The organism is Streptomyces sp. ME02-8801-2C (assembly GCF_033793965.1).
Taxonomy (GTDB): Bacteria; Actinomycetota; Actinomycetes; order Streptomycetales; family Streptomycetaceae; genus Streptomyces.
Genome location: NZ_JARAXP010000007.1, coordinates 237380 through 252535 on the forward strand (window position 1 = coordinate 237380; position 15156 = coordinate 252535).

The following is a 15156-nucleotide window of genomic DNA, read 5'->3' on the forward strand; positions in this document are numbered from 1 at the left end:
GACTCAGCGGGACACTCGCCCACGGCGCCACGGACCGGCGGCCAGGCGCTCGACGAGCAGGTAGTGGACGAGCAACGACAGGAACCACGTCACCGCACCCCCGACCAGGAACAGGGTGACAGCGCCCAGGCCGTGCGACTGCCCGCGCCGCAGCAGCCAGTACACCGGCAGATGCAGCAGAAAGAGGCTGTAGGACATCCGGCCGATCTCCGTGAGCAGATCGCCCGACAACAGCCGAACCAACGGCCCCCGGCCGCCGCACAGCACCGCCGTCAGCACAGCGGTGCCCAGCACGACCGCCACCACGTAACGGTCACCGGTGTGTCCTCCACCGAGAAGCACGGCCGACACCACCAGGGCCGCCGCCGCCCCCGGCCCGGCCACCAGCAGCAGCCCACCAACCCGCCGGGACACCGTACGGCCCCCACGCTCGGCCAGGTGAACAACGCAGGCGGCAGCGACCCCGGCCGGCAGAGCGAGCGTCTGTATACCGGTGACGACCCCGACGCCCGGCAGCACCCCGTACGCCGCGGCCACGGTCACCGCCCCGGCGAGCAGGGCAACGACCGACGCCACCTCGGCGAGTCGGCGCCGGGCCACCAGACACAGGCCCGCCAGCAGCAGCGACCACGCCAGCACGGAGCGCGCGGTCACGTCCCACAACCACAGCGGAGCAAGCGGCGAGTCCATCGTCGGGACGACACCCACCGCCCGGCCGTGCACCCACCCGGCCCAACCGTCCCGGCCCGCGACGACCGACCCGACCTCCCCGATCAGATCACGCACGATGCGCGAGGAACCCAGCGCCCAAAAACCCATGAACGCCATGGCCACCGCCACCAGCAGAGCGGGAACCAGCCGCTTCACCCTGCGGACCAGGAAGCCGACGGCGCCGGTCCTGCCGGTCGCCGTCGCCCTGCGCAGCAACGGCAGAGCGGTGAGGAAACCCGTCAGCACCAGCAGCACATCGACGCCGACACCCGCACCGGCCCAGGACACATACGGCCCGCCCACCCCGGTGTCGAACAACAGGACGGCCAGCACAGCCGCTCCCCGCAGACCGTCCACGGCCAGGAACCGTCGCCCACCCGTCTCGGGCGGCCCGGCCGGGGCTGCCGGAGACGGGGACGACTCGACCACGACCACGGGGACGGGCACAGGTACGGGCTCCGGATCCCGCTTCACCAGCAGCGTCGGCAGCCGGTCGGCCGTCGCCGGCCGCACGAGCGGGATGGTGTCCGTGATCCGCCCCGCCTCGACGCCCCGGGGCCGCCCGGGTGCCAGGCGGAGCCCACCGTCGGCCCTCGGACCGGGTTCGGCGTTCGGATCGGACGCCGGGCGTCCGTTGCGCTCTTCGTTCATCTCGGCCAGGTCCGGAAGCAGGAGGCGATGACAGCCTCGGCGGGACGGCCGAGGAAGGAGGTGCGGGAACCGGCGGGCGTACCGGCCGTGGGGTCGGTGTGGAAGTCGAGGTTCCACCAGTACAGGCCGGCCATGTCCCGGTCCTGGGCGACCCGGCAGGCCGCCTCGAACCAGCGCTTTTGCACCGTGGGATTGAGCTTCCCGCCACCCGTCCACACCGCCGGGTGACGGTAGGCGCCGTCCTCGGCGATGATGCCGACCTCGCTCAGGACGATCCGGGGCAGCTTCCCGGTGCTCTTCTGGTCCAGCCAGCGCTGCCAGCCCTCGGCGATCTGCGCGACGGAGGCATCGTCCCCGAGGTGGCGGAACGGGAAGTACGCGTCGATGCCCAGATGGTCCACGGGGACGGGGACGTGCCGGGACACGTAGTCGTCCCAGTTCGCGTCGTAGGACAGCTCACCGGAGAACGACCTGCGCGCGGCATCCACAACCGAACGCCAGCGCGGATCGTCCTCCAGCGACGTCAGCTCCGCCCCGAGGACGAAGGTGCTCGCGTGATGACGGTCCGCGAGGGCGAGATACGGCGCGAGGAACGCCTCGTAGGACCGGAACCAGGCCGCCCTGTCGGCAGGCTTGAGCGATCCACGCCAGGCCAGCGGATCCCGGGCGACCAGACTCCGCTCATCGAGAAGCGGACGCAGAGTGATACGCAGCCCGGCCGCCGCCGCGGTGTCCAGGAACAGCCCCAGACGCCGTACGGAGGGAGTCCTGGCAGAGGCACTCACCACGCTCGCCGACGGCCCCGCGGTCACGAACGGAAAAGTCACCGAGACCGCGTTCATGTGCTTGCCGACCATGTAGTTCACCAGGCGCAGCGCATTGGCACGCACCGACGCGTCCGTCTCGGCCGCGTAGGAGTACCAGAGCACCTGCGCACCGAGCTGGGGATCCCCCGGCCGCCAGGGACGGGCAACCCGCTCGGGCGCCGGAAGCCTGCCCGGCGACGCGGAGGCGGACGCGGGCGAGGACGGAGCCGCCGCCGGGGACACCCTGGCGTTCGCCGGGGCCTTCGCTCCAGGAGCGACACATCCCGTCAGCAGGACAGCCAGGAGGACAAGGGGAACGGGGAGACGAAGGCTCCGCAGACGTGTACGCATCCCTCAGGCCGGCTTCGCTATCACGACGAACTGGTTCTCCGCCCCGCGCAGACACCGCAGCAGCCCCCGGAAGGAACCCACCGCCTCCCACAGCGCGAAGAACGGCATCAGGGCGACCACCGCGACCGGCTCCCACCACAGACGACGGCCGTTCACCGACACCGACGCGTTGATCTTGAGCCCCTCCCAGTACATCCACACCGCGTACCCCATGGTCACCGCCCACAGCGGCAGGATCCACGGCGTGACCGGCGACGTGTTGAGGTCACCCAGCAGCGCGCCGACCGCCAGGACCACCCCCACATGCTGGAAGGGCCCCATGACCCACGTCGTCACGCTGTACATGAGCAGCGCCCTGGAACGGCGCGGCAGAGTGCGGTTGAACGCCAGCCCCACCAGACCCCACGACCAGCGCTCCCGCTGCTTGAGGAAGTCCCGCATCGTCGCCGGGGACGCGCCGTAACTCCGCCCCGAGAACCAGTCGCTGCGCCCCTTGTAGCGGCTGGCGAAGACCAGAGCCAGATGAGCGTCCTCACAGATGGAGTCCGGGCCGAAGTCCCAGCCGATCGTCGCCTCGATGGACGCCCGGATCAACAGCAGCTCGCCGTGCAGCCCGGCCAGCGGAGTACCGCCGCCGGTGAGAACGGCGAAGCGGGCGATGTCGTCGGCCGGACGTATCGCGTCGGCGAGCCACGTCAGACGGTTGACCGCGTTCTCCCGCGGATACGTCAGCATGCCCTGCGCCAGATGCTTGCCCTCGGAACCGGCGCGGCGCTGCGCGTTGATGAAACGCGCGACCTGCTCGGCGGTGTCGGGGCCCACCCCCGTGTCGTCGTCCATGTGCAGCACCCACACGTCGTCCAGCGCCTCACCCTCGGCGATACGCAACTCGTGGGCGTAGTGGTTGGCGCGGGCCTTGAACCGGGTGCCGTTGGCCGTGCGGTAGGCCTTCGGCACGGTCACCACCCGGATCAGCGGACTGCGGGCGGCCAGCGCGTCGATACGGCCGGCGGCCTCGCACCCCTCCTCCGTCAGCACGTCGATACGCAACTCGGGGAACCAGCGCGGCAGGAACGCGCAGTACGACAGCACCGACCGCTCCAGCGCCGGATACGTGTCGTCACGGCCGATGGTCGGCACCAGCACGACGAGACGGTCCTCCAGCGCCGGCGCGGCCTCCACCCAGCCCCGCTGGCGCGCGATACGACGCCGCGTCAGCAGCGCACCCGTGACACCGACGAGCGAACTCACGACGGGCAGCGTCCACAGGACGGTGACGACCCAGCCCATCAGCGTCACCTTGGGGGAGTACAGCGCGGAGGAGAAGGCGTAGGCGAGGCCCGCGGTGACCAGGAACGGCAGGAAACCCGGCTTCCACACCGCCTGACGCTTCACCATCCGCGCGGTGCGACGGGACGGGAAAACGTCAACGCCGTCTGCGGAGGTGGTCATGATCACCCACTTGTATGTATAAGGACCGACTCATCCCAAGGGCGGCAAAACCCTTGAAGTGCGAAGAAGTACTAAGCGGAACCATGCATGTCGATTGCAGATTTTGTGAAGATGATTCCCATCACAGGGCCCCACCCCCGAAGCCCACCCCGAACCCCGTCCCGACCCCGCCCCCTCGATGGTCGGCGGCCCCCGTCAACACCGGTAGGCTCTTCACATGTCCGAACCGACCGGTGCCGCCCGCAGGCGCGGGCCCTTCAAGGTCGGGGACCAGGTTCAGCTGACCGACCCCAAGGGCCGCCACTACACGTTCACGCTCGAAGCCGGAAAGAACTTCCACACCCACAAGGGTTCCTTCCCGCACGACGAGCTGATCGGCGCACCCGAGGGCAGCGTTGTCCGCACCACCGGAAACGTCGCCTACCTCGCGCTGCGCCCCCTGCTCCCCGACTACGTCCTGTCCATGCCCCGCGGCGCCGCCGTGGTCTACCCCAAGGACGCGGGGCAGATCCTCGCCTTCGCCGACATCTTCCCCGGCGCACGCGTCGTCGAAGCGGGCGTCGGCTCCGGCTCACTCAGCAGCTTCCTGCTGCGCGCCATCGGCGACCAGGGAATGCTGCACTCCTACGAGCGCCGCGAGGACTTCGCCGAGATCGCCCAGCAGAACGTCGAGCGCTACTTCGGCGGCCCCCACCCCGCCTGGCAGCTCACCGTCGGCGACCTCCAGGACAACCTCAGCGACACCGAGGTCGACCGCGTCGTCCTCGACATGCTCGCCCCCTGGGAATGCCTGGAAGCCGTCTCCAAGGCGCTCGTCCCCGGCGGAATCGTCTGCTGCTACGTCGCGACCACCACCCAGCTCGCCCGGACCGTCGAGTCCATCCGCGAGATCGGCTGCTTCAACGAGCCGAGCGCCTGGGAGTCGATGATCCGCAACTGGCACATCGAGGGCCTCGCCGTCCGCCCCGACCACCGCATGATCGGCCACACCGGCTTCCTGCTCACCGCCCGCCGCCTCGCCGACGGTGTCGAGCCCCCCATGCGCCGCCGCCGCCCCTCCAAGGGCTCCTACGGCGAGGACTACACCGGCCCCAACGCCGACGGCGGCAACAGCCGCTGACCGCTCAACGCAAGGACACCGTGGCCGAGTTCCCGCAGATCACCGGGAACTCGGCCACAACACTTTCCCGTTGACGCCACAACGGCACCCGTTCCGACACCGGCCACCACCCGCCCCGCCGTTCCGCAGCGCTGTGACGTGTGGCACTATGCGGGACACCCCACCGGCACAGCCCTCCACGGGAGACACTCCGAGTGCAGCAATCCGCCGTCCCGGAACTCGCACACACGCACACCCGCCCCATCCACTGGCTCGCCACGGCCACCGCCCTCGCCGGTGTCGTCGCCCTCTCCTCGGCCTTCCAGCCGGGCTCCGCCACCGCGGCCCAGGCGGCCGGCCCCACGGGCGGACCCGCCGCGGCCGTGGCACCCCCCGACCCCACCGGAGTCGACTTCCCCCTCCAGTGCGGCCCCCTCCCGATCCTCGTACAGCACAAGGCCACCGGAGACCTCGACGGCGACGGCAGACCCGAAACGGTCGCCTCCGTCCGCTGCGACGCCGGCTCCGGCACCCCGCCCAACGGCGTGTACGTCCTCACCCGGGCCGCCGACGCCGAGCAGCCGCGCATCGTCGCGACCCTCGTCGACCCCAAGGACCGCCTCACCGTCACCGACCTCACCGTCACCGATGGCGCCGTCACGGCCACCCTCCTCGGCTACTCGTCCCTCGACGTCCCCCGATGCTGCCCCGACGTCGACGAGCGCGCCAAATGGCAGTGGAAGAACGGCGCGTTCCTCCGCTCGACACCCGCCGGCGCACGCAGCGCGTGACCCGGGTGCAAGTGATCAGCAGGCGACCGCGAAATATCCGTACGACCAACAGCCTGTGAGAAACCAGACAACCGCAGGGGCGCGAATCAGCCGGAGGTAGCGCGGAGTGGTCAGACCATCACTCCGCGTCCGGGCCGAAAACCTCGACCCTGTCCGAAACTCGACGTACGTGAATACAGTCCCCCGGACACTCCTTCGCGGAGTCCACCACATCCGTCAGCAAAGGCAGCGGAACCGGCGTCGTCGCCCCCGGGGCCTGCAACAACTCGTCCTCGGGGCTCTTCACATAGGCCAGCCCGTCGATGTCCAGCTCGAAGACCTCCGGCGCGTACTGGACACAGATTCCGTCCCCCGTACACAGGTCCTGATCGATCCAGACCTCCAAGGCCTCACCGCCGGCCATGGCCTCCTCCTGCACAGTCATATCCCCTGCCGATTCTGTCCCGAGCAGGACAATCCGACGGCAAGTCGGCCCAGCTCTGACGGGTGTTGAACACTTCGACCCTACCTCCGGCCGCTTCCCAATCATGTTCTGTGGGTATTCCCCTGGCGTGAGGGAGAGCGCAAGGGTGAAGATCGGACACACCTCGACAGTCTTTGTGATCTAGGTGTTTCAATCGACACCCACCCAGGTAGGGTCTGGAAGCGTCCAGCTCCCCTTGGAGGAGGTGAGGACCGTGGCAGCCCACGACGACGACATGAACCGCGGCATCCGCCCGGGACGAGGGTCCGACGACCCGTCCGGGCAGGTTGCCTACCTTGAGCAGGAGATCGCCGTCCTGCGGCGCAAGCTCGCCGACTCTCCGCGACACACGAGGATTCTCGAAGAGCGGATCGTCGAGCTGCAGACCAATCTGGCCGGCGTGTCCGCACAGAACGAGCGGCTCGCCAACACACTCCGAGAGGCCCGCGACCAGATCGTGGCCCTCAAGGAAGAGGTCGACCGGCTGGCACAGCCCCCGGCCGGCTTCGGTGTCTTCCTGGAGGCCAATGAGGACGGCACAGCCGACATCTTCACCGGAGGCCGCAAACTCCGCGTGAACGTCAGCCCCAGCGTCGAGCTCGAAGAGCTACGACGCGGCCAGGAAGTGATGCTCAACGAAGCACTCAACGTGGTCGAGGCCATGGAGTTCGAGAGCGTCGGCGACATCGTCACCCTCAAGGAGATCCTCGAGGACGGCGAGCGCGCCCTGGTACAGGGACACACCGACGAGGAAAGGGTGGTACGGCTCGCCGAACCACTCCTGGACGTCGTCATCCGCCCCGGCGACGCACTCCTGCTCGAACCCCGCTCCGGCTACGTCTACGAAGTCGTACCGAAGAGCGAGGTCGAGGAACTCGTCCTCGAAGAAGTACCCGACATCGGCTACGAGCAGATCGGCGGCCTGGGCAACCAGATCGAAATGATCCGCGACGCGGTCGAACTCCCGTACCTTCACCCCGACCTCTTCAAGGAGCACGAACTCAGGCCGCCCAAGGGCGTCCTGCTCTACGGGCCCCCCGGATGCGGTAAGACACTCATCGCCAAGGCCGTCGCCAACTCGCTGGCCAAAAAGGTCGCCGAGGTCACCGGCCAGGCCCAGGGCAAGAGCTTCTTCCTCAACATCAAGGGACCCGAACTCCTCAACAAGTACGTCGGCGAGACCGAGCGGCAGATCCGCCTCGTCTTCCAGCGCGCAAGGGAGAAGGCCAGCGAGGGCACCCCCGTCATCGTCTTCTTCGACGAGATGGAATCCCTCTTCCGCACCCGCGGATCCGGCGTCAGCTCGGACGTGGAGAACACCATCGTCCCCCAGCTCCTCGCCGAGATCGACGGCGTGGAAGGCCTGCAGAACGTGGTCGTCATCGGCGCCTCCAACCGCGAGGACATGATCGACCCCGCCATCCTGCGCCCCGGCCGCCTCGACGTGAAGATCAAGATCGAACGTCCGGACGCGGAATCCGCCAAGGACATCTTCCAGAAGTACCTCACCGACCGCCTCCCGCTGCACCCCGAGGACGTGGGGGAGCACGGCGGCGACAAGGTGGCCACGGTCCACAGCATGATCCAGACGGCCGTGGAACACATGTACACGGAATCCGAGGAGAACCGCTTCCTGGAGGTCACCTACGCCAACGGTGACAAGGAAGTCCTCTACTTCAAGGACTTCAACTCCGGCGCCATGATCGAGAACATCGTGGGCCGGGCCAAGAAGATGGCGATCAAGGACTTCCTCGACCACAAGCAGAAGGGCATCCGCGTCTCCCACCTCCTCCAGGCATGCGTGGACGAGTTCAAGGAGAACGAGGACCTCCCCAACACCACCAACCCCGACGACTGGGCCCGAATCTCCGGAAAGAAGGGCGAACGGATCGTGTACATCCGTACGCTCATCACCGGAAAGCAGGGCGCCGACACCGGACGCTCCATCGACACGGTGGCCAACACCGGTCAGTACCTGTAAAAAACCGGGTGGCTGCGGGTGCCCTCACCGGGTACCCGCAGCCAACTGTTTTTCAGGCCACAGCCGGAGCGAGGCAATGACGCAAATGATCTCCCCACCAGCGCAAAGGCGTTCTAGGCTCTTTCGTACCGCCGAGTCGCGCAGTGCGGGGACGGGCACCGCACACGCACCGGAGCACCACCGGTACTTGAGCGGCGTCCCCGACCGAGGACACCGCCGGGCAAGGAGGGCCGCATGACCGTACGGCGAGTAATGGGCATCGAGACGGAGTACGGGATCTCCGTCCCCGGCCACCCGAACGCCAATGCCATGCTCACCTCGTCCCAGATCGTCAACGCCTACGCGGCGGCGATGCACCGGGCCCGCAGGGCCCGCTGGGACTTCGAGGAGGAGAACCCGCTGCGCGACGCGCGAGGCTTCGACCTCGCCCGAGAAGTCGCCGACTCCAGCCAGCTCACCGACGAGGACATCGGCCTCGCCAATGTCATCCTCACCAACGGCGCACGGCTCTACGTAGACCACGCACACCCCGAATACAGCGCCCCCGAAGTCACCAACCCCCGCGACGCCGTCCTCTGGGACAAGGCCGGCGAACGCATCATGGCCGAGGCGGCCGAACGCGCCGCCCAGCTCCCCGGCGCCCAGCCGATCCACCTCTACAAGAACAACACCGACAACAAGGGCGCCTCCTACGGCACGCACGAGAACTACCTGATGAAGCGGGAAACCCCCTTCTCGGACATCGTGCGCCACCTCACGCCGTTTTTCGTCTCGCGCCAGGTCGTCACCGGCGCCGGCCGCGTCGGCATCGGCCAGGACGGCCACGAACACGGCTTCCAGCTCAGCCAGCGAGCCGACTACTTCGAGGTCGAGGTGGGCCTCGAGACCACCCTCAAGCGCCCGATCATCAACACCCGGGACGAACCCCACGCGGACGCGGAGAAGTACCGCCGCCTCCACGTGATCATCGGCGACGCGAACCTGTCGGAGATCTCGACGTACCTGAAACTGGGTACGACGGCCCTGGTCCTCTCCATGATCGAGGACGGCTTCATCGCCGTCGACCTGGCCGTCGACCAGCCTGTACGCACCCTCCACCAGGTTTCCCACGACCCGACACTCAAGCGCCTGGTCACGCTCCGCAGCGGACGGACACTGACCGCCGTACAACTTCAGATGGAGTACTTCGAACTCTCGCGCAAATACGTCGAGGAACGGTACGGGGCCGACGCCGACGACCAGACGAAGGACGTCCTGGTCCGCTGGGAAGACACCCTGAACCGCCTGGAGAACGACCCCATGAGCCTCGCCGGCGAGCTCGACTGGGTCGCCAAGCGGGAACTCATGGAGGGCTACCGGCGCCGCGACGACCTCGACTGGGACGCCGCCCGGCTGCACCTGGTCGACCTCCAGTACGCCGACGTACGGGCCGAGAAGGGCCTCTACAACCGCCTCGTGGCCCGTGGCCGCATCAAGCGGCTGCTGGACGAGAACGAGGTCGAGCGGGCCCGCACGAAGCCCCCGGAGGACACGCGCGCGTACTTCCGCGGACGCTGCCTGGAGCAGTACGCGGACGACGTCGCCGCGGCCTCCTGGGACTCGGTGATCTTCGATCTGCCGGGCCGGGACTCGCTCCAGCGGGTTCCAACCCTGGAGCCGCTTCGCGGAACGCGTAATCACGTCAAAGAGCTCCTGGACCGCTGCCGAACGGCAGAAGACCTGGTCAGGGTCCTGTCGGGCCACTGAGCGGGGCTTTGGGCCGGGGCGGCCGGGCAGGGTGGAAAGTGCCGCGTCCGGGAATCATCGAGGTGGTTCCCGGACGTTGTGGCAACTACGGGGCCAATGTCGGACCCTGCTTGTAGGGTCTGATCAAGAACGTCGAACCGAGCGGGGTGAGGGTTATGGCGACCAAGGACACCGGCGGCGGACAGCAGAAGGCGACGCACAGCACGGAGGAGGTCGAGGAGGCACCTGAGGCACAGGTGTCCGAGGACCTCAAGGAACGCCAGGAGAAGCTGAGCGACGACGTCGACTCTGTCCTCGACGAAATCGATGACGTACTTGAGGAGAACGCCGAGGATTTCGTGAGGTCCTTCGTGCAAAAAGGTGGGCAGTAAAGGGTATTAGGTCGACTGGCCTTCTGATCGAAGGTTGCGGGGGATGGTTGACGAGACGTTGGGCAAGCGGTGCACGGGCTGCAAGAAGGACTTGCCCGTTGTAGCTTTCGCGCGGGACAAGAACCGACGTGATGGCCTTCAGGTGCGGTGCCGGGACTGCGTGGCGGAGTACGGTGCCGAGCATTACCGGCGCCGCCGGGAGGCCCTGGGGAAGTCTGTGCGGGAGAGGGCGGATGTTCCGCCTGGGCACAAGCTCTGCCGGACGTGCGGCGAGATCAAGCCTCACAGTGAGTGGCATCGCAATGCGACCGCCTCCGACGGGTTGTCCACACGCTGCAAGGCGTGCCGGGCGACCCGGGGGCGGGAAGACCATCTCATGCGCAATTACGGCCTCACCGAAGCCGAGCGCGACGAGTTGATCGGCTCGCAAGGTGGCGTCTGCTGCATATGTTTGTCTGCTCCGCCTGCACATGTGGATCACTGCCACGAGACGGGTAGGGTCCGAGGCGTACTGTGCTTCGGCTGTAATGCAGCGCTGGGGCAGTTCAAGGATCGGCCCGACGTCATAAGGCGGGCTGCGACATACGTGGAAGGAAACGCGTGGAAGCCAACACTCGTAGCACCGGGCGTCTACCGGCTGCCTTCCTGACGCCCGGGTCGTCGTCCTTCATGGACTTTCTGTCGGACCATCAGCCGGAGATGCTCCCGGGTAAGCGGCAACTGCCGCCCACCCAGGGTGTGATCGAGGCGCCCCACGGCACGACCATCGTCGCCGTCACCTTCCCGGGTGGTGTGGTTCTCGCCGGTGACCGGCGGGCGACCATGGGGAACGTCATCGCGCAGCGGGACATCGAGAAGGTGTTCCCGGCGGACGAGTACTCGGCTGTCGGGATCGCCGGCACCGCCGGTCTCGCCGTCGAGATGGTGAAGCTGTTCCAGTTGGAGCTGGAGCACTTCGAGAAGGTGGAGGGTGCGCAGCTCTCGCTGGAGGGCAAGGCGAACCGGCTGTCCACCATGATCCGTTCGAATCTCGGTATGGCGATGCAGGGGCTCGCGGTGGTGCCGTTGTTCGCCGGGTTCGACGTGGACCGCGGGAAGGGGCGCATCTTCTCGTACGACGTGACGGGTGGGCGTTCCGAGGAGCACGGTTATGCGGCGACCGGGTCGGGGTCGCTCTTCGCGCGTGGTGCGATGAAGAAGCTGTATCGCCGTGATCTGAGTGAGGCGGACGCGACGACACTGGTCATTCAGGCGTTGTACGACGCGGCGGACGACGATTCGGCGACCGGTGGTCCTGATGTCGCGCGTCGGATCTACCCGATTGTCACCGTGATCACCGAGGACGGTTTCCGCAGGTTGACGGACGACGAGGGTGCTGAGATCGCCCGTTCGATTCTGGAGCGGCGTCTGGACCAGCCCGACGGCCCGCGTGCCGCGCTGCTGTAGTGCCTCTCGTGGTTCAGGTGGTCCAGTGACTTCGACAGAAAGGGACGGTTAATCCGGTGTCGACGCCGTTCTATGTCTCACCCCAGCAGGCGATGGCCGACCGGGCGGAGTATGCCCGTAAGGGCATCGCGCGTGGTCGCAGTCTGGTTGTGCTGCAGTATGCCGATGGCATCGTGTTCGTCGGCGAGAACCCGTCCCGTGCGCTGCACAAGTTCAGCGAGATCTATGACCGGATCGGCTTCGCGGCTGCCGGTAAGTACAACGAGTACGAGAATTTGCGGATCGGTGGTGTGCGGTATGCCGATCTGCGGGGGTACACGTACGACCGTGATGATGTGACGGCTCGGGGTCTGGCGAACGTGTACGCGCAGACGTTGGGCACGATCTTCTCCTCGGCGGCGGAGAAGCCGTACGAGGTGGAGCTTGTCGTCGCGGAGGTCGGTGCGACGCCGGACGGTGACCAGATCTACCGGTTGCCGCACGACGGTTCGATCGTCGACGAGCACGGTTCGGTGGCGGTCGGTGGTAATGCCGAGCAGATCAGCGGTTATCTGGATCAGCGTCATCAGGACGGTATGTCGTTGGCGGAGGCGCTGAAGCTGGCGGTTCAGGCGCTGTCGCGGGATACGAACGGTACTGAGCGGGAGATTCCGGCGGAGCGGCTGGAGGTCGCGGTGCTGGATCGTACGAGGCCGCAGCAGCGGAAGTTCAAGCGGATCGTCGGTCGTCAGCTGGGGCGGTTGCTGGAGGCCGATGGGGCTACGACGGAGGCGGAGAGCGCCGCCGAGGACGAGTAGTCCGCCGCAGTAGCACCTTGTTGTCTGTTTTTGATTCGTACCCCGGTTGCCTGTGGCGGCCGGGGTTCGGTCGTTCGTGGGGGCGGTCGGGGGTGTTCAGGGGCGCTTGGCGGGCGGTGCTGTGGAGCCTCGTACGACGAGTTGGACGGGGATGTCGCCCTGGGTGGGGGTGCGGCCGTCGAGGACGGCGAGGAGGGCTTGCATGCCGCGTTCGCCGAAGAGTTCGGCGTCGAGGCGGACGGTGGTGAGTTCGGGGTCGATGGCGGTGGCGAGGGCGAGGTCGTCGAGGCCGGTGACGGAGAGGTCGTCGGGGATGCGCAGGCCGAGGCGACGGATGGCTTTGTAGGCGCCGGTGGCGAGTTTGTCGTCGTCGCAGACGAGGGCGGTGGGGTGGGGGCCGGGGCCGGTGAGGGCGGCTGTGACGGCCTGTTGGGCGCCTTCGATGGTGATGGGGGCGTGGATGGTGCGCAGGGCGGTGTCGGGGGCGGTGGCGAGGCGTGTGGCGAGTTCCTGGGCGCGTACGGCGAAGGTCCAGGAGGGGATGTCGGCGGCGAGGTGGAGGAAGTGGCGGTGGCCGAGGGTGAGGAGGTGGTCGGCGACCTGGCGTACGCCGTCGGCGATGTCGAGGTTGACGGTGGCGGCGCCGAGGCTGCCGTGGGGGTCGCTGTCGAGCATGACGAGGGGGAGTTGGTCGCCGCGGATGGTGGTGAGGGCGTCGGCGGCCATGGAGGAGGCGATGACGCCGTCGAGGGCGGCCTGGGCGGAGTGGAAGGGGTCGCGGGCGGGGCCGATGCCTTCGGGGGAGGGGTAGAGGACGACGCCGAAGCCGTGTTCGGCGGCGATGCGGGCGGCTCCGGTGTAGACGCCGGCGAAGAACTCGTTGGTGAGGACGGGGACGACGAGGAGGACGGTGCGGGTGTGGCCGAGGCGTAGGTTGCGGGCGGCGAGGTTGGGGCGGTAGCCGAGGTCGCGGGCGGCGGTGCGTACGCGTTCGGCGGTGGTTTCGGAGACGCGGCCGCGCCATTTGTCGCCGAGGACGAGGGAGACGGCGGCCTGGGAGACGCCTGCGGCCCGGGCGACGTCGCGGCTGGTGGGTCGGGTGCTGCCTCGTACCACCGGGGGCCTGCTCTTTCGTGTGGACGTGCGGACTGGGCACATGGTACGTATGACGGGCGACGTTATACGTACAACTTCCGGCGTCGCGGGTGACGGGAAGGGCTGGTCATGGCGGCGGGATACCTGGAGATCCTCAGGGCACGGCATGCGGTGCGGCTGCTCGTGGGCACCCTGGTGGGCCGGCTGCCGAACGCCACCGCGGCCATCGCGATCGTGCTGTTCGTGCGGGCGGAGGGCGGGACCTACAGCCTGGCCGGCGCGCTCGCGGCGGTGTACGGGGTGGCGAACGCCGTGGGGCAGCCGCTGCTGGGGCGGCTGGTCGACCTGTACGGACAGCCGCGGGTCCAGTTGTCGGCCGCGCTCGTGTCGGCGTTCGGTATGGGGGCGTTCGCATTCGCGGGTATCGGTCCGCTGCCGCTCTCCTATGCCGCTGTGGCGGTCGCCGGGCTTTTCACGCCTCCGTTGGAGGGCGGTCTGCGGGCGCTGTGGCCGTCCGTCCTCCGCAAGGAGGAGCAGGTGCACACGGCGTACGCGATGGACGCGGTGGCGCAGGAGGTGATGTTCACGGTGGGGCCGTTGCTGGTGACGCTGTGCGCGTCGCTGTGGTCGGCGCAGGCCGCGTTGCTCGTGCTGAATGTGATCGGGGTCCTGGGGGCCGTGTCGGTGGTGCTGTCGCCGCCTTCGCGGGCGTGGCGTTCGGCGCCGCGTGAGGCGCACTGGCTGGGTGCGCTGCGCTCGCCGGGGCTGCTGGTGATGCTGGGGGCGTTCCTGTTCGTGGGGATCGCGCTGGGGTCGATCACGGTGGCGTCGGTGTCGTACGCGGACGATCACGGCGGGGACGCGGTGTACGGCTGGCTGATGGCGGCGGTGGGGCTGGGTGCGCTGCTGGGTGGGACGGTGTACGGGGCGCGGCAGTGGAGTGGGCCCGCGGAGCGGCGGCTGACGGTGCTGGTGGGGTTTCTGGCGGTGTGTTACGTGCCGTTGACGTTGATGCCGGGTGCGGTCGCGATGACGTTGCTGATGGTGCTGGCGGGTGTGTTCCTGGCGCCGGCTCTCGCGTGTGTGTTCGTGCTGGTGGATCGGCATGCCCCGCGGGGGACGGTCACCGAGGCTTTCTCCTGGCTTGTGACGACGTTCACCGTGGGTGCGTCGCTGGGAACGGGCCTGGCGGGGCCGGTCGTCGAGTGGGGCGGAACGCTGTGGGGGTTTGTCGTGCCGGGTGGTGCGGGGGCCGTGTCGTTGCTGGTTCTGCTGGTCACCGGGCGGGTGCTGGCGGCTCCCGCGGGGGGTGCGGTGGTTGCGGTCTCATCGGAAAATGATCCAAACCGTGCTGCCGGATCCCGTTTCAGCTCGGGGGATCGGGCGTAATGTTCAG

At 68.1% G+C, this 15156-nt stretch carries 14 protein-coding genes; 9 read left to right on the forward strand and 5 right to left on the reverse strand.

What is annotated here, in order from left to right:
* Nucleotides 1-3 precede the first annotated feature (3 nt).
* The 3 genes from PV396_RS23975 to PV396_RS23985 form a co-directional block, all read right to left on the reverse strand.
* Nucleotides 4-1362, reverse strand: coding sequence for an acyltransferase (locus PV396_RS23975; protein ID WP_319207773.1), 1359 nt, complete (start codon nucleotides 1360-1362; stop codon nucleotides 4-6).
* Nucleotides 1359-2291, reverse strand: coding sequence for a glycoside hydrolase family 113 (locus PV396_RS23980; RefSeq protein ID WP_319207776.1), 933 nt, complete (start codon nucleotides 2289-2291; stop codon nucleotides 1359-1361). Before PV396_RS23980 ends, PV396_RS23975 begins: the two co-directional genes overlap by 4 nt.
* Nucleotides 2292-2522: 231 nt before the next feature.
* The gene (locus PV396_RS23985; protein ID WP_319207778.1) at nucleotides 2523-3971 is read right to left on the reverse strand and encodes a glycosyltransferase family 2 protein; all 1449 of its coding nucleotides are present in this window, start codon (nucleotides 3969-3971) and stop codon (nucleotides 2523-2525) included.
* A gap of 217 nt (nucleotides 3972-4188) precedes the next feature.
* Between PV396_RS23985 and PV396_RS23990 the strand changes: the two genes are divergently transcribed.
* Both PV396_RS23990 and PV396_RS23995 read left to right on the forward strand, forming a co-directional pair.
* The gene (locus PV396_RS23990) at nucleotides 4189-5091 is read left to right on the forward strand and encodes a tRNA (adenine-N1)-methyltransferase (RefSeq protein ID WP_319207780.1); all 903 of its coding nucleotides are present in this window, start codon (nucleotides 4189-4191) and stop codon (nucleotides 5089-5091) included.
* A 194-nt stretch (nucleotides 5092-5285) separates the two neighbouring features.
* Complete coding sequence (locus PV396_RS23995) at nucleotides 5286-5861, forward strand: hypothetical protein (RefSeq protein WP_319207783.1); 576 nt, start codon at nucleotides 5286-5288, stop codon at nucleotides 5859-5861.
* 118 nt (nucleotides 5862-5979) lie between these two features.
* On the opposite strand, the gene PV396_RS24000 is transcribed toward PV396_RS23995, so the two are convergent.
* Nucleotides 5980-6285, reverse strand: a complete 306-nt coding sequence (locus PV396_RS24000; RefSeq protein ID WP_319207785.1) for a ferredoxin — start codon at nucleotides 6283-6285, stop codon at nucleotides 5980-5982.
* 253 nt (nucleotides 6286-6538) lie between these two features.
* On the opposite strand from PV396_RS24000, the gene arc reads away from it, so the two are divergent.
* The 6 genes from arc (at nucleotide 6539) to prcA (ending at nucleotide 12665) form a co-directional block, all read left to right on the forward strand.
* Nucleotides 6539-8305 (forward strand): proteasome ATPase, encoded by a 1767-nt coding sequence (gene arc, locus PV396_RS24005; RefSeq protein WP_319207788.1) that lies wholly within the window; start codon nucleotides 6539-6541, stop codon nucleotides 8303-8305.
* A 234-nt stretch (nucleotides 8306-8539) separates the two neighbouring features.
* Nucleotides 8540-10051, forward strand: coding sequence for a depupylase/deamidase Dop (gene dop, locus PV396_RS24010; RefSeq protein WP_360804549.1), 1512 nt, complete (start codon nucleotides 8540-8542; stop codon nucleotides 10049-10051).
* Nucleotides 10052-10206: 155 nt separating this feature from the next.
* Nucleotides 10207-10422, forward strand: coding sequence for a ubiquitin-like protein Pup (locus tag PV396_RS24015; RefSeq protein WP_319207791.1), 216 nt, complete (start codon nucleotides 10207-10209; stop codon nucleotides 10420-10422).
* Between the two features lie 43 nt (nucleotides 10423-10465).
* Nucleotides 10466-11071: an endonuclease VII domain-containing protein gene (locus PV396_RS24020; protein WP_319207792.1), complete on the forward strand. Its 606-nt coding sequence runs from the start codon at nucleotides 10466-10468 to the stop codon at nucleotides 11069-11071.
* On the forward strand, nucleotides 11023-11868 hold the full coding sequence (gene prcB / locus PV396_RS24025) for a proteasome subunit beta (RefSeq protein WP_319207793.1): 846 nt from the start codon (nucleotides 11023-11025) through the stop codon (nucleotides 11866-11868). The genes PV396_RS24020 and prcB overlap by 49 nt, the downstream gene beginning before the upstream one ends.
* A gap of 56 nt (nucleotides 11869-11924) precedes the next feature.
* Nucleotides 11925-12665 (forward strand): proteasome subunit alpha, encoded by a 741-nt coding sequence (gene prcA, locus PV396_RS24030; RefSeq protein WP_319207795.1) that lies wholly within the window; start codon nucleotides 11925-11927, stop codon nucleotides 12663-12665.
* Between the two features lie 96 nt (nucleotides 12666-12761).
* On the opposite strand, the gene PV396_RS24035 is transcribed toward prcA, so the two are convergent.
* Nucleotides 12762-13781, reverse strand: coding sequence for a LacI family DNA-binding transcriptional regulator (locus PV396_RS24035; protein ID WP_319207797.1), 1020 nt, complete (start codon nucleotides 13779-13781; stop codon nucleotides 12762-12764).
* Nucleotides 13782-13889: 108 nt separating this feature from the next.
* Between PV396_RS24035 and PV396_RS24040 the strand changes: the two genes are divergently transcribed.
* Nucleotides 13890-15149 (forward strand): MFS transporter, encoded by a 1260-nt coding sequence (locus PV396_RS24040; RefSeq protein ID WP_319207799.1) that lies wholly within the window; start codon nucleotides 13890-13892, stop codon nucleotides 15147-15149.
* The last annotated feature ends 7 nt before the right edge of the window (nucleotides 15150-15156 follow it).